The sequence below is a fragment of the Emticicia fontis genome, assembly GCF_054779675.1.
This window is the reverse complement of the sequence record NZ_BAAGXU010000005.1, coordinates 74,433-98,909: the sequence shown is the minus strand read 5'-3', so window position 1 is coordinate 98,909 and position 24,477 is coordinate 74,433. Positions and strand designations below refer to the sequence as shown.

Annotated in this window: 19 protein-coding genes; 7 read left to right on the top strand and 12 right to left on the bottom strand. The window is 36.9% G+C overall.

Going from position 1 to position 24,477, the window contains the following annotated elements; genetic code table 11:
* The first annotated feature begins 258 nt into the window (after nt 1-258).
* Both ACYVFA_RS04385 and ACYVFA_RS04380 read left to right on the top strand, forming a co-directional pair.
* Complete coding sequence (locus ACYVFA_RS04385; RefSeq protein ID WP_460470586.1) at nt 259-540, top strand: transposase; 282 nt, start codon at nt 259-261, stop codon at nt 538-540.
* Complete coding sequence (locus tag ACYVFA_RS04380; RefSeq protein WP_460470585.1) at nt 537-1,394, top strand: IS3 family transposase; 858 nt, start codon at nt 537-539, stop codon at nt 1,392-1,394. The genes ACYVFA_RS04385 and ACYVFA_RS04380 overlap by 4 nt, the downstream gene beginning before the upstream one ends.
* Here ACYVFA_RS04380 and ACYVFA_RS04375 read toward each other — a convergent pair.
* The gene (locus ACYVFA_RS04375; protein ID WP_460470584.1) at nt 1,391-1,612 is read right to left on the bottom strand and encodes a transposase; all 222 of its coding nucleotides are present in this window, start codon (nt 1,610-1,612) and stop codon (nt 1,391-1,393) included. The genes ACYVFA_RS04380 and ACYVFA_RS04375 overlap by 4 nt on opposite strands.
* Before the next feature lie 199 nt (nt 1,613-1,811).
* On the opposite strand from ACYVFA_RS04375, the gene ACYVFA_RS04370 reads away from it, so the two are divergent.
* From ACYVFA_RS04370 to ACYVFA_RS04355, 4 genes are all read left to right on the top strand, one after another.
* Nucleotides 1,812-3,203, top strand: a complete 1,392-nt coding sequence (locus ACYVFA_RS04370) for a hypothetical protein (RefSeq protein WP_460470583.1) — start codon at nt 1,812-1,814, stop codon at nt 3,201-3,203.
* A gap of 61 nt (nt 3,204-3,264) precedes the next feature.
* Entirely contained in the window at nt 3,265-4,359 is a 1,095-nt protein-coding gene (locus ACYVFA_RS04365) for a glycosyltransferase family 4 protein (RefSeq protein ID WP_460470582.1), read from the top strand.
* A gap of 62 nt (nt 4,360-4,421) precedes the next feature.
* On the top strand, nt 4,422-5,354 hold the full coding sequence (locus tag ACYVFA_RS04360) for a Rossmann-fold NAD(P)-binding domain-containing protein (protein WP_460470581.1): 933 nt from the start codon (nt 4,422-4,424) through the stop codon (nt 5,352-5,354).
* Nucleotides 5,355-5,373: 19 nt separating this feature from the next.
* Nucleotides 5,374-6,492 carry a glycosyltransferase family 4 protein gene (locus ACYVFA_RS04355; RefSeq protein WP_460470580.1) on the top strand — a complete coding sequence of 373 codons (1,119 nt, stop codon included), beginning with the start codon at nt 5,374-5,376 and terminating at the stop codon, nt 6,490-6,492.
* Here ACYVFA_RS04355 and ACYVFA_RS04350 read toward each other — a convergent pair.
* The 5 genes from ACYVFA_RS04350 to ACYVFA_RS04330 all read right to left on the bottom strand — a co-directional run bounded on the left by ACYVFA_RS04350 (nt 6,442) and on the right by ACYVFA_RS04330 (nt 14,275).
* Entirely contained in the window at nt 6,442-7,902 is a 1,461-nt protein-coding gene (locus ACYVFA_RS04350) for a capsule assembly Wzi family protein (protein WP_460470579.1), read from the bottom strand. The genes ACYVFA_RS04355 and ACYVFA_RS04350 overlap by 51 nt on opposite strands.
* A gap of 19 nt (nt 7,903-7,921) precedes the next feature.
* The gene (locus ACYVFA_RS04345) at nt 7,922-9,397 is read right to left on the bottom strand and encodes a capsule assembly Wzi family protein (RefSeq protein ID WP_460470578.1); all 1,476 of its coding nucleotides are present in this window, start codon (nt 9,395-9,397) and stop codon (nt 7,922-7,924) included.
* Between the two features lie 10 nt (nt 9,398-9,407).
* On the bottom strand, nt 9,408-11,447 hold the full coding sequence (locus ACYVFA_RS04340) for a T9SS type B sorting domain-containing protein (RefSeq protein ID WP_460470577.1): 2,040 nt from the start codon (nt 11,445-11,447) through the stop codon (nt 9,408-9,410).
* Nucleotides 11,448-11,582: 135 nt separating this feature from the next.
* Nucleotides 11,583-12,785, bottom strand: a complete 1,203-nt coding sequence (locus tag ACYVFA_RS04335; protein WP_460470576.1) for a DUF1501 domain-containing protein — start codon at nt 12,783-12,785, stop codon at nt 11,583-11,585.
* Between the two features lie 50 nt (nt 12,786-12,835).
* On the bottom strand, nt 12,836-14,275 hold the full coding sequence (locus ACYVFA_RS04330; protein ID WP_460470575.1) for a DUF1800 domain-containing protein: 1,440 nt from the start codon (nt 14,273-14,275) through the stop codon (nt 12,836-12,838).
* Nucleotides 14,276-14,502: 227 nt separating this feature from the next.
* Here ACYVFA_RS04330 and ileS point away from each other — a divergent pair, with 227 nt between their 5' ends.
* Nucleotides 14,503-17,943, top strand: coding sequence for an isoleucine--tRNA ligase (gene ileS, locus ACYVFA_RS04325; RefSeq protein ID WP_460470587.1), 3,441 nt, complete (start codon nt 14,503-14,505; stop codon nt 17,941-17,943).
* Between the two features lie 44 nt (nt 17,944-17,987).
* On the opposite strand, the gene ACYVFA_RS04320 is transcribed toward ileS, so the two are convergent.
* From ACYVFA_RS04320 to ACYVFA_RS04295, 6 genes are all read right to left on the bottom strand, one after another.
* Complete coding sequence (locus ACYVFA_RS04320) at nt 17,988-19,277, bottom strand: aminotransferase class V-fold PLP-dependent enzyme (protein WP_460470574.1); 1,290 nt, start codon at nt 19,275-19,277, stop codon at nt 17,988-17,990.
* Nucleotides 19,278-19,446: 169 nt separating this feature from the next.
* Nucleotides 19,447-20,991 carry a Do family serine endopeptidase gene (locus ACYVFA_RS04315; RefSeq protein ID WP_460470573.1) on the bottom strand — a complete coding sequence of 515 codons (1,545 nt, stop codon included), beginning with the start codon at nt 20,989-20,991 and terminating at the stop codon, nt 19,447-19,449.
* Between the two features lie 269 nt (nt 20,992-21,260).
* Nucleotides 21,261-21,692 carry an Hsp20/alpha crystallin family protein gene (locus tag ACYVFA_RS04310; protein WP_460470572.1) on the bottom strand — a complete coding sequence of 144 codons (432 nt, stop codon included), beginning with the start codon at nt 21,690-21,692 and terminating at the stop codon, nt 21,261-21,263.
* Between the two features lie 245 nt (nt 21,693-21,937).
* Nucleotides 21,938-22,849: a tetratricopeptide repeat protein gene (locus tag ACYVFA_RS04305; RefSeq protein ID WP_460470571.1), complete on the bottom strand. Its 912-nt coding sequence runs from the start codon at nt 22,847-22,849 to the stop codon at nt 21,938-21,940.
* A gap of 10 nt (nt 22,850-22,859) precedes the next feature.
* On the bottom strand, nt 22,860-23,588 hold the full coding sequence (locus ACYVFA_RS04300; protein WP_460470570.1) for an SOS response-associated peptidase: 729 nt from the start codon (nt 23,586-23,588) through the stop codon (nt 22,860-22,862).
* A gap of 185 nt (nt 23,589-23,773) precedes the next feature.
* Complete coding sequence (locus tag ACYVFA_RS04295) at nt 23,774-24,472, bottom strand: collagen-like triple helix repeat-containing protein (protein WP_460470569.1); 699 nt, start codon at nt 24,470-24,472, stop codon at nt 23,774-23,776.
* Nucleotides 24,473-24,477: the final 5 nt, after the last annotated feature.

Genomic DNA, 24,477 nt, shown 5'->3' with positions numbered 1-24,477 from the left:
ACAAATATCTCATTTTTTTGCCCTTTTGACTTTTTATTCTAATCCCGAACTCACGTTAAAATAATAGCTAATTAAACATTGGCTTATTCTCTAAAACTGAAATAGTATTGTCTGAAATGTGTGAAGAATATTGAGAAGATAGATAATGAGGTTTAACAATTCCTAAATATGTCTAATAAATATCAAAATAAACTTTCCTCATTGTGAAGTACTCCCGATTTTCTGGACAGCCGAATAAGTAATAACTTAGAGGTTGATATGAAAAGAGAACGACGCAAATTTTCGGCTGATTTCAAAGCCAAAGTAGCCTTAGAGGCGATCAAGGAACGAAGTACAGTACTTCAGATTTCCAGCAAATTTAAAATCTCACCGGCACAGGTGACAAAGTGGAAGCACGAATTTTTAGAGAGAGCCACAACGATTTTTGAGAAGGAAGTTCCGAATCAGAAAGAATCAGAGAAAAAAGAACAGGAGCTGTACTCCAAAATCGGGGAGCTTCAGGTGCAGGTGGATTTTTTAAAAAAAGTCTTGGGAAAATGAGCGTACATCAAAAAAGGATACTGGTTACACCTTCTTACCGGAAACTTGCTGTCAGTAAGCAATTTACTCTTTTGGAACTTCCGCGCAGCAGTTATTATTTTAAGCCCCGGGGAGAGAACCTGCTTAACCAGGTCCTTATGAACAAGCTTGATATTAAGTTTACGGAATGTCCTTTTTATGGAGTAGAGCGTATGACCGCTTATATCAATTACAGTTATGGGCTGGGAGTAAATATAAAACGTATCCGCAGGCTGTATAAAATGATGGCTTTGGATACGCTGATGCCCAAACCCGGGCTAAGTAAAAAAGCGAAAAATGCATTCATCTTCCCGTATTTGCTCAATAATCTGACCATCAATCGGCCTAATCAGGTGTGGCAGGCTGATATAAATTATGTAGCCATGCAGAGAGGCTTCATGTACAAATTTGCTATTATTGATGTGTATTCCCGTAAAATCCTGGGCTGGGAAACTTCCAACACCATGAGCGTAGCCTGGATGCTCGAGGTACTTGAATCTGCTATCCGAAAATACGGAAAACCTGAAATTTTCAACTCAGATCAAGGAAGTCAATTTACCAGTTTGAAGTTCGTGAGTTTGCTCAAAAATCACAAAATAAAGCAGTCTATGGACGGAAAAAGAAGGGCGCTGGACAACGTTTTCATCGAACGATATTGGAGGAGTTACAAGTACGAATATCTCTTCCTGAATCCTCCAAAAGATGCGTGGGAATTATTCTCAGAAACGGAAAAATATGTGAAATTTTACAACAAAGAAAGAAGACATGAGGCTCTTGAACGCCTTACTCCCAATGAAGTGTATTTTAACTATAGAAAACTACCAAATGTTTCTTAATTTTGAATAAGTGCTGCCCAAGATAAGGGGAGTACTTCAGTCTTGGCACCCTTTTTAAATCCTTCCGGTCCTTGTTCTGAATAGACCTTCTCCCAATTAAGAATGCTTACTGTACTTACTTCATACTCTCGTGAAGCCTTCGTAAGTCCATGTGTCTTTTTATAATCCAGAATCTCCATTTTCTGCTCCGGAGTCCATTTCTTCCGATGTTTTGTCATAGTACACAAAGTTAAGTAGTTAACTTATTTTTGTGTCCAAGTTTTAATTACGCTACTACCTTTTAAGGCATTTAATAACTATTACCTACAAGCAAATACCCGTTTACCATTAAATAAAATTTTCATATTTAACTTTCGAAATATTTATTTTTATAATACTTTTATACAAAAACTATAATACAATTAAATATTATACAAAATGAACAAGATTTACAAATCCGCTTTAGGTATTCTTATCTGCCTATCAGCAACTCAAACCTTTGCACAAAAGGATAATGTTGGTATAGGCACAACTAAGCCTGATCAGTCAGCTATTCTTGATATTAATTCATCAAATAAGGGTCTATTAATTCCAAGAATGACTTTATTTCAAAGAGCAACGATTCAAAACCCAGCTGAAGGTTTGATAATTTATCAAACTGATAATTTATCAGGTTTTTACTTCTATAATGGGAGTGAGTGGAAAAGCATGACCACTAATACTGTAAGTGACAAATCAGTTGCAGGAACTGATGGGGACTGGACAATTATTGGGAATGCTGGTACGAATCCTAGTACCAATTTTATCGGAACTACTGATAATAAAGATTTAGTATTTAAAATAAATGGAGGAAAATCTGGTACACTTGATGCTAATGGAACAACACTTTTTGGTTTAAATAGTGGATTGAATTATAACACTGCAACATCAACTACTTTTGATCAGAATAGTGGTTTTGGTGCTTATACCTTGTTCAGCAATACTACTGGTACTAAAAATACTGCTGCAGGTTTCTATGCCTTAAAAGGCAATACTACTGGTGAATATAATACTTCTGTTGGTAGATATGCTCTTTATAGTAATACAACTGGAAGTAGAAACCTTGCCTTTGGTGGTGACGCTGTTGGTAGTAATACAACTGGTAGTGATAACGTAGGTCTTGGTTGGGGTGCTTTATATTTTAACGTTTCTGGAACAGGAAATATGGCTATTGGTTCTCAGGCTTTAAATAAAGTAACTGGGAATAATAACGTTGCAATCGGATATCAAGCTGGTTTTAGTGCTACTGGTACTGGTAACCTTTTCATTGGTACACAAGCTGGTTATTCAGAAGCTGGTAGTCAAAAGCTTTATATCGCCAACTCAAATACTGCAAACCCACTTATTAAAGGTGAATTTGACAATAAGAACTTAAAAATCAATTTAGGTGCAACAAAATCTACAACTGTTGGTTTCTTAGCAGTTGGTAACTTTGAAACAACTTTTGCAATGCCAACAAACAATAGCTATCGTCTAATTGTACAAGATGGTATTATAACTGAGAAAATCAAAGTTGCAGTAAAAGGTACTGCTGATTGGGCTGACTATGTTTTTGAACCTTCATATAAATTAATGCCATTAGATAAAGTTGAATCATTTGTAAAAGAAAATAAGCATTTACCTAATGTTCCTTCTGCTGAAGATATGTCTAAAAATGGCTTAGATGTTTCACAAACTAGTGCTAAATTGATGGAAAAAATAGAAGAGCTAACTCTTTATTTAATAGACATTAATAAGCAAGTAGAGCAGTTGAAAAAAGAAAATGAGCAATTGAAGAAAAATCTAAAATAATGTAATATTTTTTTTTTTTCCCCAAACCAATCTATAACTTTGCTACTCAAAGTATTTCCAAATGAGGATTTTATTCGTAGCAAATGTAGATTGGTTTTTTATTTCTCATAGGCTCCCATTAGCACAAGAGGCTGTTAAAAATAATTGGGAAGTGTATTTACTCGCAGGAGATACTGGTGTAGGGCATGAAGTTCAAAAACATGGCATACAATATATCCCGTGGGAAGTATCAAGAGCTGGAAAAAATCCATTAAATGAGTTAAAAAGTTTACTTTTTTTATACAAAATGTATAAAAAAGTAAATCCTGATATTATTCATCAGGTAGCAATGAAGCCAGTATTATATGGCACGTTGATTGCTAGAATATTAGGCACAAAAAAAACTATAAACGCATTATCCGGATTAGGCTATTCTTTTACAGATAATAGGAAAACAGGGAAATTTCTTCTGGTCTTTTTGCGATTTGTTTTAAGCTATACAAAAAATAAACTTATTCTACAAAATCAAGATGATAGTTTATTATTTATAGAAAATAAAATCATTCAAAAGGACAAAATTGTTATTATAAAAGGTTCAGGTGTTGATTCAAAAGTTTTCCAGAAAGTAGAAGAACCTAAAAACGACCCACTTATTATCATGCTGCCTAGCAGGATGTTGATAGATAAAGGAGTAAGGGAATTCGTAAATGTAGCACAAAATTTAAAGGATAGACAGAACCTTAAATTTGTTTTAGTAGGTGGTATTGATAAAGAAAATCCGGCGTGGATTGCAGAGGAGGAGATACTAGAATGGGTCAAGGAAGGTTTTGTTGATTGGTGGGGCCATCAAAAGGATATGAGAGCAATATTAGCCAAGGCTAATATTGTAGTATTACCTTCATATAGAGAAGGATTACCTAAAGTTTTAATAGAGGCGTCTATGCTGGAAAGAGCCATTATTACGACAGATGTCCCTGGATGCAGAGAGATTATTAAACACGAAGTTAATGGTCTTTTGGTACCTTCACAAAACGTTATTGAATTAGAGAATGCAATACTAAGGTTAGCTATTGATAGTGAGTTAAGACTACAATTAGCACAAAATGCTCATGAAATTGCTATTCAGGAATACTCTATTGATAAAGTAATACAAGACACTTTTAGTCTTTATCAATAACCGATTAATAAATTTTTCTAAAAAAAGTTCTACATAATATATCTATTGGCTATTTTTGCTTTATGTCTAAAATATTAATTACTGGAGGAGCTGGGAATGTGGGAGGTAGTCTGGCTAATTATTTATCTCAAAACCCCCAACATAGCATCGTTATTTTTGATAATTTGTTAACCGGTAGCGTCGATAAATTACCATCAAAAAGCCTATCAAATTGGAAATTTATCAGAGGGGATGTCAATAATTATCGAGATATAGCAGCTGTTATGCTAGCATATCAATTTGATTATGTATTCCATTATGCCGCTGTAGTAGGCGTGAAACGAACTCTAGATAACCCTAAGATGGTTTTAGATGATATTGAAGGGATAAAGAATGTTCTTGATTTAGCAAAAAATACTGGGGTAAAAAGAGTTTTTTACTCTTCCTCTTCTGAAGTATACGGAGAGCCAGTAGAGATTCCACAACATGAAGAAACAACTCCATTGAATTCAAGACTACCGTATGCTATAGTCAAAAATTTAGGAGAGGCATTCTTAAAGTCTTATTATCAAGAATATGGTTTAAATTATACCATATTCCGTTTTTTTAATACTTATGGCCCTAATCAAAGTATTGATTTCGTTGTAGCAAAGTTTATTAGTTTAGCATTGCATAATAATGATATTACTATTTATGGTGAAGGTAAACAAACTCGCACATTCTGCTATATAAATGATAATCTAGAGGTAACCAATAAAATATTATCTGAAGGTTATTTCGAAAATGATATAATCAATATAGGGAATGATGTCGAATACACCATTTTAGAATTAGCTCAGAAAGTAATTGACCTGACAAAGTCTAGTTCAAAAATCATCCACCTTCCAGCACTAAAAGAAGGTGATATGACAAGAAGAAAGCCGGACATCACAAAGATGAAACAAATACTTAACCGTGAGCTTTTGTCATTAGATGAAGGCATATTAAAAGTAATGGAGCACATGAAAAACAAATAAATATATAAAACTAATGACCATGAAACACATCTTTATCTTTATATTCTCTAGCCTTATTACAGTATTAGCAAATACAATTTTGCTCGTTTTCTCTAAAAATTTAGGAACCAGAGGAAAAGAAGTTAAACAAGTACGCTGGGCTTCTACGTCAAAACCTTCATTAGGAGGATTTGGGTTTTATCTTGTATTTCTTGGAATCATGGCATTTGTAGGGATACAGAATAATCATCTTTTATTGGTAAACAAAACTCAACTACTTGGAATTTTCGGGGCATTATCTTTAGGGTTCTTTATAGGATTTGCAGATGATACGTATAATACGAATCCCATGCTAAAGTTCATTGGTCAATTTTCCTGCGCTATTTTACTTTTTTTTGCTGATATTCAAATCCATATTATGCCCCAATATCCGCTTGTAAACTTTTTGTTTACATCATTGTGGGTTGTTGGGTTGATGAATTCTATCAATATGCTTGATAATATGGATGCTATTACAGCTTCATCGTCAGCAATGATCATTATTGGTCTATTAGCACTACTTTACATAAGAGGATTTGAAGACAAAACAATAGAGTTCACTTTATTAGCCATTTTAGCTTCTGTGGTTGGATTTTTATATCATAATTGGTATCCAGCTAAAATGTATATGGGAGATGCCGGGAGCCAATTTTTAGGTGTTTTTCTGGCAACTTTCAGTATAATACTAGTATGGGGAGAAAGAGTACCAAATGTAGATACATTTCAATTCAGACAATTAGTTTTTCCAGCCCTACTTTTTATCATTCCGTTAATAGATACAATCACTGTTACTTATAATCGTTTAATGAGAGGACAATCACCATTTGTTGGAGGAAAAGATCATACAACTCATCACTTAGTTTATTTTGGCTTTAAAGAAACAGAAGTAGCTTATTTATATATTTTTATCAATGCACTTTCTATAGGCCTTCTATTATTATTTGCTAATGACCCTCAAACATGGGCCAACAAAATGGTAATTTGGGGTAGTGTATTCTTTGTAACCGTTTTTGGTTTGATTCAGGCAATCTATTTTATTGGTAAAAGAAAACAACAACCAAAGCCTTCATTACCAGTTACGAGCGACTTTAAGATCGAAACCGAGAGTGTTTTTGAATAATTCGCCATTATCTACTGCCAACGAAGAACTAATGCTAAACTTCTTATATGGCTTAAGTATCGATAAATAATATGTATTTTGTATGAGGCCGTTATAGGGTAAATTATATGTACCGTAATTCTTGCTTAAAGCATACTTTAGTGTCCATATAGCACCACTATAACGTCCTTTTAAACTAAAATATACTGCTTGCACCCGATTATTTGAAGTAAAGTTTTGTGGGGCTTTCGGTAAGGAATTAAGAATTGAAGAATTATTAGGAATAAACGGCGTTCCAATTGGCGTTAACTCGTTGTAAGACCATCCATTTCTATAGGTTGAATTATTGAGATAATTATCTCGTCCACGTAATTGTGGAATATCATTTGTACTTTCCGTTTCTCCTCCCTGGCTTGTCGTATTTAAGTATTCTATTATTACTCCTAGCAATCCGTTTTTAACATTCTTTCTTTTTAACGATATTCCTAATAGCCCATCCTGAATGTTATTCAAATAAAATAAACTACCGTCTTCATAAATATTCTGTCTATATAATAATATATCAAAATGGGTAAAATCTATTTCTGTACCTACATCTATTGTACCTAAATGATTACCTATTCTATTCCACTCTTCATTGAGCGGTCTTCCCGTATCTACTCCATTATCACCTTTATTAACGGAGATACCGCTTATGACATGGAGATAAGCATCTAATCCTGATGGAAGTTTATCTATAACTAATCCATTGGGATCAGATTGGGGAACTGCATATCTACCACCCCATTGAACCTGATGATTAAAACCAGCATATACTTTTACTTTCCAATTTGGTTTACCAATTCTTGTATATAACCATTTCTGATGTAAATAAAAATCTTTTACAAATCCATTATCAAACCAACCATGAACAAACGCTCCTTTAATTGATAATAAACCATTTCCTAAAATTGGTGTATAATTTGGAATAGAAATTTGAATCTTAGGAATAGGTAGCGCATTACCAGACCAAATATAAGAGCCTGATGACATTGTGGTGTCTATTAATCCTATCACTTCTTTTCTTCTACCTCCGTAAAACTCAAATACACCAAAACGAGCTTTTATATATGCTTCGGGAAGTAAAACCCGGTTTGTTCGGCCTAAATTAGCAACTGCATCAATTCCATAACCTATACTAAATTTATTCAATCGATTATCGCTATTATACGTAGAATCGTATTCTTTATGAACACCCCCTTCTAAGTTAAGTCCTGGATTCTTTAGTGGAATTATCCCATACTGATTAGAACGTTGCCAAAATGGGGTTTCTCCAGAGCTTGAAAAATAGGCACTACCTGATGTTTGATATTTTAAATTCTTGAATATCTTTTGTCCAAATAAAGAAGGGCAAAGAAAGATTAAAAATACAATTTTGTAGAAGAGTTTCATATTTAAGTATAAAGGAAGACTACCATTTTTTTACAAGCATGAAATTAACACCAGAATTATTACCGTAAATATTTCCAATATCAAAAGCAAGCTGCATTTTTGAACCTAAATGTAATTTTTTAAAGGGAATATCTACTGAAAATAACCCAGAATATTGTTGCAACGCAGGAACTCTAGTAAAACCATATCTACCAATACTTCTAAGAAAAGAACTCTGAAATTTGTAAGGCACGGATGCAATTTGTCCGGCGACTGAAATATTATAGGCTTGTACTCTATTATCTATCGAAAAAAAAGTATAATCTTTAGCTTGATTTTTGTCAGTCAAATTAATGTTAGGTACAATAAATGGAGTACCTATTCCATTGCCACTGTAGCTCCACCCATCAATGTATTGGCCATGATTAAAATAATTTTGCACTTCACCAAAGTGAGTTTCTCTTTTTCCAATAAACCGGGCAAATTGACTAAGTTCTCCTGCCTGACGTCTTGTGTCCAGATATGAAATACTAATTTTTGAATATTCCTTTTGAGAGGTTTCAATGCTAAAGGTATAATTTCCATCCATTGAAAGAAAAGTCTCTGGAAACTGTCCATCTTCATACGGGACTTGTCTGGAAAAAAATAGTTTAGTATTTCTAAGTTTAAAGGTCAACCCTAAATCAAAACTACCCAAGTGATTTCCGAACCTATTTTCGATTTCATAGTTACTATACTTACTAGCTGGAATTTTCCAGTAAATAGGTAATACCACATTCAGGTATGTAAATAAATCGCTTGTAAAATATCCATTTTTCGTAGAGTATTCATCATACTTAAGTGTTTCCGAATATCCACCCCATTGCACTTGATGATTCACTCCTCCGTAGATATTTACATTCCATGAATCCCGGCCTATTTTACCATATAGCCATTTCTGATGCAAATAATACCCTTCTGTATATTGTTGATTGCCAAACCAACCATGTGCGTAGGCCCCTTTGATAGAAATTAAGCCATGCCCAATAATTGATGTATAATTTGGTATAGCAATCTGGACTTTAGGTATCGGCAGTGCATTTCCAGACCAAATATAAGAACCAGCGCCCATTGTAGTATCTACAAGGCCAACTATTTCTTTTCTTCTGCCTGCATAAAACTCAAAAGCTTTCCAACGGATTTTTACATAAGCCTCTGGTAACAATATCTGGCTTTGTTTACCTGCATTCACAGCTAATTGAGCACCATAGCCAAAGCCAAATTTTTTTATTTTTTGAAATTCTGTTTTAGTAGAGTCATACTCTTTTGAAGCGCTTCCTTGAACAGTTACAAAAGGGCTTTCAAGTGGCACAATTCCATATTGATTGGCGCGCATCCAGAACGGAGTTTTTCCAGATAAATACGCTCCTGCACCTAATTGATATTTAATATCAGATAATATATTTTGTGCCTGAATATCAATATAATTGTTGAGGAAAAAAAGTATACATAAAGTAGTACGTAAGGGTTTTATCATAAAGTGTGTTTTATCTTATAAGCATAAATTTACCACTCTTATTTATTTCTGTTCCATCGACTAATTTAGCGTAAATTTTATATGTATAAGTATCAACAGGAGCTGAGGTTCCCTGAAAATTTCCATCCCAGGATTTAAGCGGATCATCAGATACAAATATAGGGCTCCCCCATCTATTATAAATCTGAAAATCAAAGTTAGCAATTCTTTTAAATGTCCCTTTTATTTCGAGATTATCATTAATGGCATCATTGTTAGGAGTAAAAGCATCTGGCAATAGTATTTTAACCAATACCGGAAGCGTATAAGTATTAGAATAGCTTTCAGTACCATTAGGTGAAGTGATTTTTATTCTAAACTTTGCTTCTTCATCAAAACCTTTTAAGTCTGGCGTATATTTTATTTGTGACGCAGATAAAGAAACTACGGTAGAAATCGCCCCTGTATGTTCGTCATAGCTTTGTACCTCAAAAATGCCAATACCTGAATCACCAAAAGGAGTTTCGTCTGTCCAGACTAATTCGCCTTTATTACCTTCTGATAGCCAAACCGTACAAAATGGTGGTGAAAGCGCCGAAATACTTTCGCATTTGTCTATAAAATCGACTGCGTAACAATAGGATTCTTTACTTGGATTAACTGCTGCATCTAAAAAGGCTTTAGGAGCGGTTGATGCAATACTATCTATTTTGCCAAACTTATTATTTTCTAAGCGATGCAGCCTATACTTCTCTCTATCTAATTTCCAGGTACTATTATCTGTAAAATTGATTGTTACAGTATTATCATCTTTTACGGTGGCAACTGTCTCTGTTAAAGCAGTTGGTACAACGTTTTTTCTATCTATACATTGGGTCTGAGAAACGGTTGCTGTTTCTATATACTTAGCATCAGTATAATTATTATAAGTACTGGTTACTTTTGCAGAAAGCGTATAGCAATATTTTTTACTGCAATCGGCGGTGTTATCTGTAAACGGGCTCGCTGGGCTATTAAAAGTTGTTGTATTAGTTCCGTTTTCTTCTCTGACAATTTTCGTCTCTATACGAGTAATATGCGTATAAGCCGCTGTATTTAATATTGGCCCCGTTACAAGACCATTCCACGTTAATTTATTTTCCTGCTCAACTGCTTCTAGTTTGAAAGGCATTGTGCAAACTTCATTGGAATATTCCTGACATATAGTTCCTACTCTACCAACCAAAAAACACTGGCTTTTTGTTTTATCAGTTACAGATACTTTAAAGGTTCCTGATTTTACTTTGTTTGGTAAAGGATTTGCTAAATTACCTGGTCTATCAATCGAACGACTGAAAATACTATATTCAGCATCCGGGTTTCCTTTAAGTGTAATAGTAGCCTCTGTTCCTTCTTCGTTTAAATCAATTTTCTCGATTCTTGGAAACATCTCTCCCCTATCCATTGCAATTGTCATTGGCGCAGCAGCAGGACAACCGGTTAATGAAGAGCCCGATCCTTCTACCAAAACACTCTGAGTTGGAGTAGGAACAGGAAAAGTTTTACTAACAGTAACTGGTAATGTTGCTGTTCCTGGAACGTTGACCACCACCCCATCACTCCATTTGACTTTATACGAAGAAAAATTATTTACAGGTGTATTTCTTATAGTGATGCTTACCGTATTACCGTTACAGGCCTCATAACTAACGTCTGGTCTATTACTATCTCTTACATTAACTACCTTGCAACTGTACATATCTTTACCGTTTTTTTTACCATACTGTAAGACAATATAATCAGCAGATGATACGCTTGGGGGTAATAAAAAAGACCATTGTGCATTTGGACCATCCTTAGAGGGAATACCTGAAATTGCCGATGCTGGTTGCCCACTATAACCGAAGATATATTTTATACTTGTTCCACCGGATTTATCTTTTGCATCAACTATTTGTCCATTACAAACAGTAGCAGGCAAATCAAAATCACCAATTTCAATACCATCTGTGCTTTTAAGGTCACAGATGCCTTGTGAGAAGGCTGAAATTGAAATAAGAAGAAGTAGAATTATTCTCAATACACTTTTCATTTACTGTTTTGAAATTAGTAAAAGTGGGATACAAATTTCCTAATAAATAACGTATCAAGACAACATTAATTCTGTTTTTCTTTCGTTTTTTATTTAATGGTCATATTTACTTTAAGGCTCGCAAAACCTGACTAATTACACCAAACGTAGGCTTTCAAATTCTTTTCCCAAAACCATTTTACTCTTCATACCCAGCCAATCCTGTAATAAAGAAGCATAAATCTGACGAAAATCCACTGAAAACTTTAAATCACCCTCATCCAGGTCATTTAAATCCGGTGCTTCATTCAATACTTTAGGGCGTTTCAGGTTCCCTCCTATCAGAAAAACATTATTGGCGGTACCATGATCTGTACCTGCGCTGGCATTTTGCTTTACTCTTCTGCCAAACTCCGAAAAAGTCATAATCACTACTTCATTCAATTTATTGTTTTTCTGTAAATCACTAACAAAGACATTTATCGAATCAGCGTAGTTTTTCAATAGCCTTTCCTGTTGATTCACCTGATTGAAATGCGTATCAAACCCTGAAACACTTACATAGTATACGTTAGTCGGCATTTCTGAGACTATCAATTCAGAAATGGTTTTAAGTCTTTGTCCTAGCTCTCCTTGTGGATATTGGCTTTGGCTTTTATATATTTTTGATTTAGCATGTAAAAACTCAGCCGATGAAGAAGTTTCAGCCAGAGTTTTATACATATAGGCTAGGTTTTCGTTTTGAATAGTTGGCGTAACTTGTGATACTTTATTGACAAATTCTTTACTTACCTGTTTATACAGTTTCTCAGGATCTTTCACTGCTAATGCTTTTACCTTCTCTCCCTTCATTGATAAACTCAAGGTATCGTCTATTTCCAAGGCACGATACGGCACACATTTACCTTCGCAATTATTATCTAAATAGCGGCCTATCCAACCGGTGTTCAGGTACTCTGTTGATTCACTGGCTGTGTGCCAGATGTCCATCGAACGGAAATGTGAGCGATCAGGGTTAGGATATCCTACACTATTAATGATGCTTACCAAACCCTCATCATATAAACGACGAATACCATCCATAGCCGGATTAAGTCCTAAATCATCATTCAGTTTCAGCACTTTATCAGGCGCAATGCCTATTGTTGGACGAGATTGGTAGTAAATGTCGTTGCGGAATGGAATAACTGTATTCAGTCCATCGTTTCCGCCTGATAGCTGAACAATGACTAAGGTTTTATTTGATGTCTGGCCAATACCCAAATGCGCTCTTTCATAAGCTTTCAGAAAATTAGGTATGAGCATGCCTCCTACTGTTGCTAAAGCGGATTGTTTGATAAACTCTCTGCGTGATGCCATAGCTATATATATTTTGAATAGTAGAAAATCTTTTAAATAATTGTGAAACTTCAGCATAGCTGATACTCCGGTAACATCATCAAAGCCATTGTGGCTTTTTTGATAATTTCAGGTTTAAGATCCGTTTTTATTTTATCCTGAATACCCTGAATGACGCCCTCAGCAGGTGAAACCTGTAAAAGGAAATCGCTTGTTTCTGCCATTAATTTTGGTTCTTTATCCGAAAAATCTTTGGCATAGGTTTCCCAGTTTATATTAGCACGGAAACTTCTTTTGCGGGTCTGATAGTCGGTATTAATATCACCGTCACTTTTGGCATTTATTTCAGGCTTTTTATCCGTAAAAATCAATGCCGGAATTTGCATTCTGAATAGTAGACTTGAGCTATCAATCCAGTTTTTGCCGCCCGGCCAGCCTGCTACATTAGGTGGGTACAATAATACCTGACCTAATACCCTTTGAATAAAGAGGTTCGTCTGTTCTTCTTCGAAACTTAGCCCTAAAGTTCTTTTTAAACCAACTAATAATTCAACCGGAGATTTGACATGAGTACCAATATTCTGCTTATCATAAAACCAATCTGAAGTATAGATATTTTCGAGCAAGTCGGTTATATCGTAGTTGGTTTTATAGAATTTTGCAGCTAAATCTTTGATTTTTTCCTGATGCCAGGGAGTAGAAGCATTTTCGTTGACGAAGTTCTGATAGATTTTAGTAGTAATAAAGACAGCAGTTTGTTTATTCTCCAAAATCATCTGAATAATATCTTCACCCTTAAAGTATCCCTTTTTACCAAAAACTATTTTTTCTTCTTCATCATGCTGCCTTTCACGAAAGATGAAACTGCCTTTGATGTCAAAATCCCAACCGGTGAAAGCCCTGGCTACTTCTTTAATGTCTTTCTCTGTATAGTTTCCTCTACCCAATGTAAATAGCTCCATTAATTCACGGGCGAAGTTTTCGTTAGGGCTTCGTTTTTTATTCTGCTTATTATTCAAAAATTGGAGCATAGATGGCTCTTTTGAAACCGCCAGCAATAAATCTCCAAAGCTACCCAAAGCATACTTGCGAAGTGTATTTACATAACTCTGTGAAAAGGAAGCGTTGATACTACGAGCCACGAGATGCCCATGCCAGAAAAACGCCATTTTTTCTCTTAACACGCCTTTCTCGACACTCATTATGTCAATCCAGGTCGTATTTAGTTTGGCTTGTTCTTCTCTCCTTTCTTTTTGCAGGTCTTTTAGTTTGTCGCGGTCAAATCCTACTCCTCCTGTCTCTTTCTTTTCCATTCTCATCTCCCGTAGTTGCTTCAGATCTCCGGCTATATCGGGTGGACTTACTACTTCAATAGGCGCGAATGTTTCTGATTCTTTCAGCATTTTCCTGAAAACCTGCTTTGCCGAATGTTTTTCGGCCTCTTTCACAACAGAGAGCGATTCTCCGAATCCGGCTCGCCAGAATAGATGTTGGGCGTGCTTTTGTAACATAGCTTAATGGTTAAGGTACATTGGTTTAGATTGATAAAAACAGACTAAGGTTTAATGTATGACAGGTTGTCTGGTAAGATTTAATCTGTTTTCTTGATTTTTTTCGTCTTAAATCTGTTTTCTATCTATATGGTAGCCTAAATCTCTGCTATCAGTATTACGCCTTGGACTAAAAATGCGTATCTTTGCACTCTATTTTGGGGAAGGACCCATTTTCGCTTATTATTATGCACTACAAAGAGTATAAATCAGTCAACTACGCAGCAATTGCTGACGAGATTCTTGAATTCTGGAAAGAGAACAAAATATTCGAGCAATCTATCGAGGTAAGAGAGGGTGCACCTACTTTTACTTTTTTTGAAGGACCACCCTCAGCGAATGGAACGCCGGGTATTCACCATGTGATGGCTCGTACGATTAAAGATATTTTTTGTCGCTATAAAACACTTCGTGGGTATCAGGTAAAACGTAAAGGTGGTTGGGATACACATGGCTTGCCGATTGAGCTACAAGTAGAAAAAGAATTGGGTATTACCAAAGAAGATATAGGTGTTAAGATTTCGGTTGAAGATTATAATAAGCAATGTCGTGAAACGGTAATGCGTTTTACTGACCAGTGGAATGACCTGACCGAAAAAATGGGTTATTGGGTTGATTTGGATGATCCCTATATCACTTATAAAAACGAATACATCGAGAGTATCTGGTATTTGCTGAAAGAGTTTTATAACAAAGGTTTGTTATATAAAGGCTATACCATTCAGCCATACTCTCCTGCGGCCGGAACAGGACTTTCGTCGCATGAGTTGAATATGCCGGGTACTTACAAAGAAGTAAAGGATACTTCTTTGACAGCCCAGTTTAAAGTAAAAAAATCGGAGAAATCGGACTTTTTATTTGAAGCAGCACAAGGAGATAATGTCTATATATTAGCATGGACAACTACGCCCTGGACACTTCCTGCAAACTCTGCGCTTACGGTAGGTAAAAATATTGATTATGTATTGGTGAAAACCTTTAATCCATATACTTATCTGCCTGTGAATGTAGTTTTGGCAAAAGTTCTGGTAAGCAAATATTTATCAGAAAAAGGGCATGATGGAGATTTTGAAGGTTTTGAGGCATCAGATAAGAAAATCATTCCCTGGACTGTTCTTGCCGAATTTAAAGGCTCTGAACTAGAAGGGATTGAATATGAACAGTTATTGCCTTATGTGCAACCTGAAGTAGCCGCATTCAGAGTTATCATCGGTGATTTTGTGACTACCGAAGACGGTACAGGGGTTGTGCATACTTCGCCTACCTTTGGTGCTGACGACTTTCGTGTAGCGCAACAAAATGGTATTCCGCCTATTATGGTTAAGGATGAAACAGGTAAGGATGTACCGATTGTTGACAAACGTGGCCGTTTTGTAAAAGAAATCACAGATTTTGCCTTAGAATATGTAAAAGAGCAATATCTGACGGATGCAGAAAAAGAAACAGAGCGCCAGAAACAAGGTCGTGATAAATATTTGTCGGTTGATGAGCGTATCAGTATCAAACTAAAAACTGAAAATAAGGCTTTCAACGTTCAGAAGTTTGATCACCCTTACCCACATTGCTGGCGTACTGATAAACCTGTATTGTATTATCCTCTGGATAGCTGGTTTATCCGCACTACGGCTATGAAAGACCGCTTGGTGGCTCTCAATAAAACCATCAACTGGCAACCGGAAAGCACCGGTACCGGACGTTTCGGTAACTGGCTGGAAAATGCCGTTGACTGGAACTTATCGCGTAGCCGTTACTGGGGAACACCACTACCAATCTGGAGAAGTGAAGATGGTGAGGAAGTTTGTATAGGATCCTTAGAAGAGTTGAAAAATGGCATTACTCATGCCTTGAAGGATGATGCGTTATCAGCAGAACAAAAACAGAAGAATGATTATTTCCTGGAGTTGTTAGCTGAAAACAAAGAAGACTTACATCGTCCTTATGTAGATGAGGTATATCTGGTTTCGACAAGTGGCAAAGTGATGCAACGTGAAAGCGACCTGATAGATGTCTGGTTTGATTCAGGAGCGATGCCTTTTGCACAATGGCATTATCCGTTTGAAAACAAGGAAATCTTTGACAATAGCTATCCTGCTGATTTTATTTCAGAGGGCGTTGACCAGACCCGTGGCTGGTTCTTTACTTTGCACGCTATCTCAGGTATGTTGTATGACTCTATTGCCTTTAAAAATGTGGTATCAACCGGATTGGTATTAGATAAGAATGGTAATAAGATGTCGAAGCGTTTGGGTAATGCAGTGAATCCATTTGAAACATTGAAACAATACGGAGCTGACCCAACCCGCTGGTATATGATTACTAATGCCGAGCCTTGGGATAACCTGAAATTCAATGTAGATGGCATTACAGAAGTGCAACGTAAGTTCTTTGGTACATTAACCAATACTTACAATTTCTTTGCGCTATACGCCAATCTGGATAATTATAAAATGACGGAGTCTGATCGTGTTCCATACGAGCGTTTGCCGGAAATGGATCGTTGGATTCTCTCGAAATTAAATACGTTGGTAAAAGAGGTTGCCGAACAATATGAGACCTATAACCCTACAAAGGCAGGGCGTTTGGTACAGGATTTTGTTTGTGACCAATTGTCTAACTGGTATGTGCGTTTGTGTCGCCGTCGTTTCTGGCAAGGTGAAATGACCGAGAACAAGCAAGCAGCTTACGAAACACTTCAACATTGTCTGGTGGTAGTTTCGCAGTTGATGTCACCTATCGCTCCTTTCTATGGCGATTGGTTATATAGAAATATGACCGATTGTATCCGTGAAGAAGCGAAAGAAAAGAGAACGCATTTCTTGCATGAATCAGTACACTTCACGCAATGGAATGAGTATGATGCCAACATGGTTGATGCAGATTTAGAAGAATCGATGGATTTGGCGCAGAGAATATCGTCTTTGGTTCACTCGTTGCGTAAAGGGCATAAGATAAAGGTTCGTCAGCCTTTACAAAGAGTGCTGGTTCCGGTATTGTCGGAAAGCATTCGTGAGAAAATCCGCCATGTAGAAGAAATCATCAAGTCGGAAGTAAATATCAAAGCGGTTGAATATCTGGATGATGATTCGGGTATCCTGAAAAAGAAAGTAAAACCTAATTTCAAAGTCTTAGGCCCAAAATATGGCAAGGATATGAAAGAAGTAGGCAACTTCATCAATTCGATGACAGCTGAGCAATTGAAAGAATTGGAGAAAAGTGGTGAGCTTTATACAAATTCAGCTTTAGCAAGTTTCTCTTATTTGAAGCTGGAAGATGTTGATATATTGACAGAAGATGTACCTGGTTGGTTAGTAGCCAGTGAAGGAGGCATCACGGTAGCTTTAGATATGGCGATCTCGGAAGAACTACGTAATGAAGGTATCGCCCGTGATTTTGTGAATCGTATCCAGAATTATAGAAAAGACAATGGCTTTGAGGTAACAGACAAAATCAATATCAAGCTACAAAACAATAATGAAGCGCTGGTAACAGCTATTGCCGCAAATAAAGAATACATCTGCCAGGAAGTACAGGCGCTCTCTTTAAATATCGTGCAAGACGCTATTCAGGATGCGAGCCAGATTGAGATGGATGAGTTTTTGTTGATGGTGAAAGTTGAAGTGGCTGGCTAAGATTCTTATAGATACAGAAAAGGTGGAGAAATCTCCACCTTTTTTTATGTCTTAGCTACATGCTTAATACCATCTAATAGCCTATCTAAATCATTCAAGGTAGTATATACATGAGGTGTTACACGTACCCCATCTAATTTTTCCCACTTCACAGGTGAAGTATGGATTTTAAATTTACCTAATAATTCTCCTTCAATTTTCCCGCCTTCTAAACCCTCTATACCAAAGTGAGCTAAGGCACCTGAAAACTCCTGTTTAAGTGATGTATTGAGTTTAAATTTAGGGATACTGCTTACGGCCTCTTTAGCCCAATAATTTTTCAGATAGCGTAAACGAGCTTCTTTACGGGCATTGCCAATAGCCAATTGGAAATTAAGCGCCTGCCCGATGGCTTGTTCAATCATAAAAGGTCTTGTACCCAGATTTTCGAATTTCCTGATATTATCTGAATTAGGTTTATCGTTTGGTATCAACGGAAACACTTTGCTGATTTTCTCTTTCTTTATCCACAACATACCAGACCCTATCGGTGCAGAAAGCCATTTATGTAAACTTGTCCCGTAGTAATCACCACCTAATTCAGGAATTTTATACTCTAAGTGTGCAAATGAATGGGCACCGTCAATTACTACTTCAATACCTCTTTTATGTGCTTCGTCGGCTATGCGTTTGGCAGGCAAAATCTGACCGTTCCAATTGATGATATGGGTAATATGCACTACCTTGGTTTTGGGCGTCATTTGATCCACAAACTTTTTCACTATTAAGTCATTATCTTCAGCAGGCAAATCTAATTCTACATAATTGATTTTTAGCCCTTCTCTCAATTCTCTTTGTCTATACGCATGAAGCATATTCGGATAATCGTAACGTGTCATCACAATTTCATCACCCCTTTGCAAAGGCAAGCCTAATATGATAGTATCTAAGGCTTCAGTCGCGTTACGATTAATAGCAATTTCCTCCGGTGATACGCCACCATATTTAGCGAGGTTTTCTCTGAGTGGTTCTCTGCCCTGGTCTAATATCCGCCACATAAAATAACTGGGTGCTTCGTTGGCAAACTTACCATAGCGTTCAACAGCATTTTGCACCACTAAAGGCGCAGGACTAACCCCTCCATTGTTCAGGTTAATGATCTGCGGTGAAACTGTATAGGCTTGTTGAATCTGATACCAATAGTCTTCGTCAGAGGCTAATTCTTCTGCTGTTTTATTCGGGCTTAGCTGACTAATGGTTAAGAGGTTATCAGCCGAAAGTGCCTTTAAGGATGGGATAAGAGATGCACCTGTAAAAGCCGATAGTTTTTGGATAAAGTGTCTGCGTGATTTCATTCTGGAGTTTAGGTATTGATGTATGCGAATATAAAGAAAAGGCAATTTGATTCAAATGCCTAAAACACATTTATTACTTACTTACCATAGAATGTATAAATGTTACTATTTAGGCATAAAAAAATCCCAGCCTTAGGGCTGGGATTCATATTTGCACTACTCTGCGCCACTATTCCAAACTCAAACCATAACAAGTCGTACGTGATGCACTTTGGTAAGTGCCACAAATCATTACGCCTTCATCTCCATTTGCTTTCGCTTCTTTGATCGCCGCTTTGAAGTCGTTTACATTGTTTACTTTCTTTTCACCAACTTTCAATACAACAAATCCTTCACGCATTTGGGTATAGTCTGCAATATCACCATCATAAATTCTTTTCACTACTACACCACCTGATACTCCGAATTTTTGTTTTTCTGCTGACGATAATTCGGCTAAATCAACACCTAATTTTTCAAAAGTACTGTTGCTTTCTGCAACTTCTTTTTTCAGGAAATCTTTGCCACCGTCACGATTGCGTAAGGTTACATCGAAATCTCTCAATTTGCCATCACGTGCTACTGTTACTACCGCAGATTCACCCGGACGTTTACGACCAATCATTTCCTGTAATCTTGGGCCGCTTTTGGTGTCAACGCCATCTACTTTCACAATCACATCACCTTTCTGGATACCAGCAGCTTTTGCAGCACCATTGTCGATTACGTCGGCTACATAAATACCTTCTGATACTTTTGCACCTACTTCTTCAGCTTTTTTGCTATCCAGTTCAACCAGATTGATACCTAAGTATCCACGTTGTACATTACCATACTTCACAATGTCAGCTGTTACTTTCTTTACGATGCTCGATGGAACCGCAAAAGCATAACCTGCATAAGCACCATTCGGGCTGGCAATGGCAGTATTGATACCGATTAATTCACCTTTCAGGTTTACTAAAGCACCACCACTATTACCCGGATTTACAGCTGCATCAGTCTGAATAAATGACTCAATCGCATCTGATGTTCTTGATTGACGATCATCACCACCACGTCTGAACATTTGTTGTTGTTTCTGTGCCAGGATACCGATATTACGGCCTTTAGCACTTACGATACCTGCTGTTACAGTTGATTCGAGATTGAATGGATTACCTACTGCTAATACCCATTCTCCTACTTTTACGTTATCAGAGTTGGCAAATGTCATGGCAGGGAAGTTTGAACCTTCGATTTTAATAACTGCAATGTCAGTTGATGGGTCTGTACCTAAAACCTTTGCTTTATACGAACGGTGGTCAGAAGTTACTACCTCTAATTCGTCTGCGCCTTCTACTACGTGGTTGTTAGTGGCAATATATCCATCATTTGAGATGATTACACCTGAACCCGAAGATTCCTGTTGCTGGCTACCACCGCCACCGCGTGGCATTCCGAATGGAGAATCATCGCCGAAGAAATCATCGAAGATAGAGCGTTGCTGACGCACCATGCGAGATGATTTCGCTTTGATGTGTACCACTGAAGGTGTTGATAATTCTGCTGCATAGGTGAAATCGCCAGGAGCGGCGCCACCTCCAGGATAGTTGGCTAAACGATTGATTGAGGTTGGTGAAGAAGATTCGCTAAAAATTACATCCTTTCCTTCAAAACCCAGCATACGATACCCACCTATGGTAACGATACTACTGGCTAAAGCAATACCGATTGTTTTTAATGTGCTGTTCATAGTTCTTGACTGCTGATTTAAAACTGAATTATTCTGATTACACTGACCGGCGTTCCGGTCATTAGTAAAATATACTCAAATCTTACTCGCTTATTTAATAGGGTAACAAAAATAGTGTTTTCTTGTTTATACAAATTTAACGTAAAACTATTTATGATAATTCGAACTACTATTGTTTTTTAACAAATTTTAACTAAGGGTATTTCTGATACAATTAAAGGGCAAGAAACCCGCTGGAATCCTGCCCTTTTATCATCTATCTAACGTACTTATGCGATTTCTATTGCACGTGGTTCTTTTGGTTTTGCTTCCTCTTTTTTAGGTAATGATAAACCTAAAACGCCTTCGTTATATGAAGCCACGATTTTATCTCCGTCAACGGTTTTTGGTAAAGTAAACGAACGTTTGAATGAAGAATAGTTAAATTCTTTACGGGTATACTTACCATTGTCTTTGTTTTCTTCGCTTTCAGTTTTTTGTTCGGCCGAAATGGTTAATACGTTTTCGTGAACATTGATTTTGAAATCTTCTTTTTTCAAACCCGGAGCAGCTAATTCAATTTTAAATTCATTCTCACTTTCTAACACATTTACAGCCGGGAAAGAATGTTGATGAGTTGGAGCGACACGCTCGAAATCATTAAAAAAGTTTTGTAATGCTGATGGAAATGATGGGGCGAAACTTCTTACTAATGTTGCCATGGTTTTATTAATTTTTATCTTGTTTAACATTTATTTGCCACAACCTCGTGGCGACGCATACTTTATTAACAATTTGTATACCACCACAAAAAACAAGACAAAATGACATTTTTATTATATTTTAATAAAAAAATAGATGACAAAATGTCATTTTCAATTAATTATATTCTGCTAAAAAGTCATAAAAACCAAAGCGGGAGCTGGCTCAGTACCAACTCCCGCTTCTAGAATAAGTAGCTATTTTATCAATTCAGTTTCTTTAAAAGTTCTTTGGCATAGACATTATTTGGGTTAACAGCTAATGATTTTTCGCAATACTGAAGTGCGTTTTTCTTATCACCTTTTTCCTGATAGGCTTCGGCCAAACGGTAAAATCCATTATCACTTTGTGGATTAGCAGCTACTGCTTTCTGGTAATAGTTAATGGCCCTGTCAAAGTTTTCCTTATCCAGATACAAGCCTCCCAGATTAAAATTCGCTTCATAATGCTTTGGATTCAGGCGCACTACAGTTTCCAGGTCAACTATTGCTCCATTTACGTTACCCAAAGTTGTTTTACAATTTCCTCTTTTATAATAACTCGTTTCCGGATTAATGCCTAAACTTATGCAACGGTCGAAAGCTGCGAGCGCTTTACTGGTTTCATTTTTATTATAAAAATCTAATGCTTTTTTGAATAATTGTGGCTGTGGAATTTTACTGATTTCTTCGGCAATTTCTTCCGTATCCGAAATATCAACACCTTCGGCCATTTTCAGTTCAAAACCATCAAATACATCTACATTGTTAGTATTGGCCAAGGCTTTCAGTTCTTTCCCTTTTTCAATGGCTGATCCGGCCGTATGTGCTTCTTTTTTACTGACTTCCAATTGATATTTGCCTGCAACTTTGGCAATACCTACATATTTATAATCTTGTTTCACAAGCACTTCTTTCAAGTGCGCTATGTCTTTAGGATCGCTATCAATAAAATAATAGTGATAATTCACAGGCTCCTGCTCATTGAAACCATTATTTTTCAGCTGGGTAAAAAGGGCCTGTACTTCGTTGGCATGATTGCACTTTTGTCCAAAGCTAAGAACCGGCGCAAAAGACATGGCAAAAAAGCCAAAAGCAATACTGCTCTTGTGCAGAGATAGATTTTTAGTTGTGTTCATAATCATACAATTAAAAGAGACTGGTTTGTGTAAACTCCGAATAGGTATAGGGTTTTAGCACATCAGGTATATTTGAGTCTTTCTCCGAAATTCTGCGGCTTATGGTATAAGCTTCCATCTTGTTTTCGTCGAAAGGTTTGGCAAAAGAGTCTATGGTAGTTTTGTCGAACCCTTTATGAAGCCAATCCAGTTCAGTTTCCTTAGATAATATAACGGGCATTCTTTTCTTCGAATTGTGTATTCGTGCCATTAAAGGATTGGCATCTGTGGTAATAATAGAAAAAGTCTCCTGCATTTCTCCATTCTGCGTATCCGTCCAGACTTCCCAGATTCCGGCCAGGCTGAAAATCTCCTCATTTTTTAAATGTATATAGTACGGAATCTTCTTATTCTCTAGTGTTTGCCATTCAAAAAAACCAGTTGCAGGCACTAAGCAATGTCTTTTATGGGCAGACTCTCTGAAAGAGGGTTTTTCAAAAATGGTTTCTATACGGGCATTGGGTGTATTTTTTCGCAGCTCCATCGCCTTGTCATGATTTCCTGCCCATGAAGGTATCAATCCCCATTGCATCAGTTGAATGGTATCAGGCTCGGCAGCAGTAATGACAGGCCAAGGCAGAAAGCTAAAAGCGTTGGCATGATAGACAGGCTTTAGCTTTTCCAGTTTTTTCAATTGCTTGGCTCTATAGCGTTCTTTCAGCCGTTCAGCATCAGCCTCTAATGATAGATGATAACACATTTTTGCAGTTCGTTTTGTGGAATTGATAGGTACTAAAATAAACTACTAATTTAAGCATTTGTTAGTATTGAGACAAGATTTTTTAGTCTAAAGTAGTCTTATAGTCATCTTTGAAAAGGCTTAAAAAAAGCAAAGACACCCCGAAGAGTGTCTTTACCATCCCATTTCCTGACAAATTTTCCAAACTATTCTGGGATTCCGAAAGCGCGGGCAACAGCGGCAAAATTAGTGTAATCTAAATTGGCTCTTGTTTGTACGCCTCCGGGTATAATAACGTAGCGGAACTGCAAATTATTGGCTGGTTTTCCTGAGGGTTCTAATAATTCGAGAAAATTGATAATTACCCGATCAATACTCATACCTACATTATAATTGCTGATACTAGAACTGGTAGTTAGTGTAAGCGGTAGCAAATAACTGGCACTATTAGCATTCTGACGGCTATAGGCCAATACCACGCCCCTATCTACGATATCCTGTGTAATTTTTCCTTCAGGAATTGAATATGTATAATTAATGTCTGACAATTTTTGCCAATCATTCACACCTGGTGTAATCCAGCCCGAATAAATTACATTGGCTGTGCCTGGGTCTCCTTTATCACCCTTAGAACCATCTGCTCCGTTGGCTCCATTACTACCATTGGTTCCGGGGTCACCTTTATCTCCCTTTGTACCGGTAGCCCCAGTTGCACCTGTTGCTCCGGTAGCGCCTGTACCGGCGGGACCAGTCGCACCGGTACTACCCGTTGCCCCTGTAGAGCCTGTTACTCCTTGTACTCCGGGCAATCCGGGTGCGCCATTAGGGCCTTGAGGGCCTTCACAGGCTACTGTTGCTAATATTAAACAACTAATGAATACCAGTGGATATAGTTTTGTCTTCATGCGTA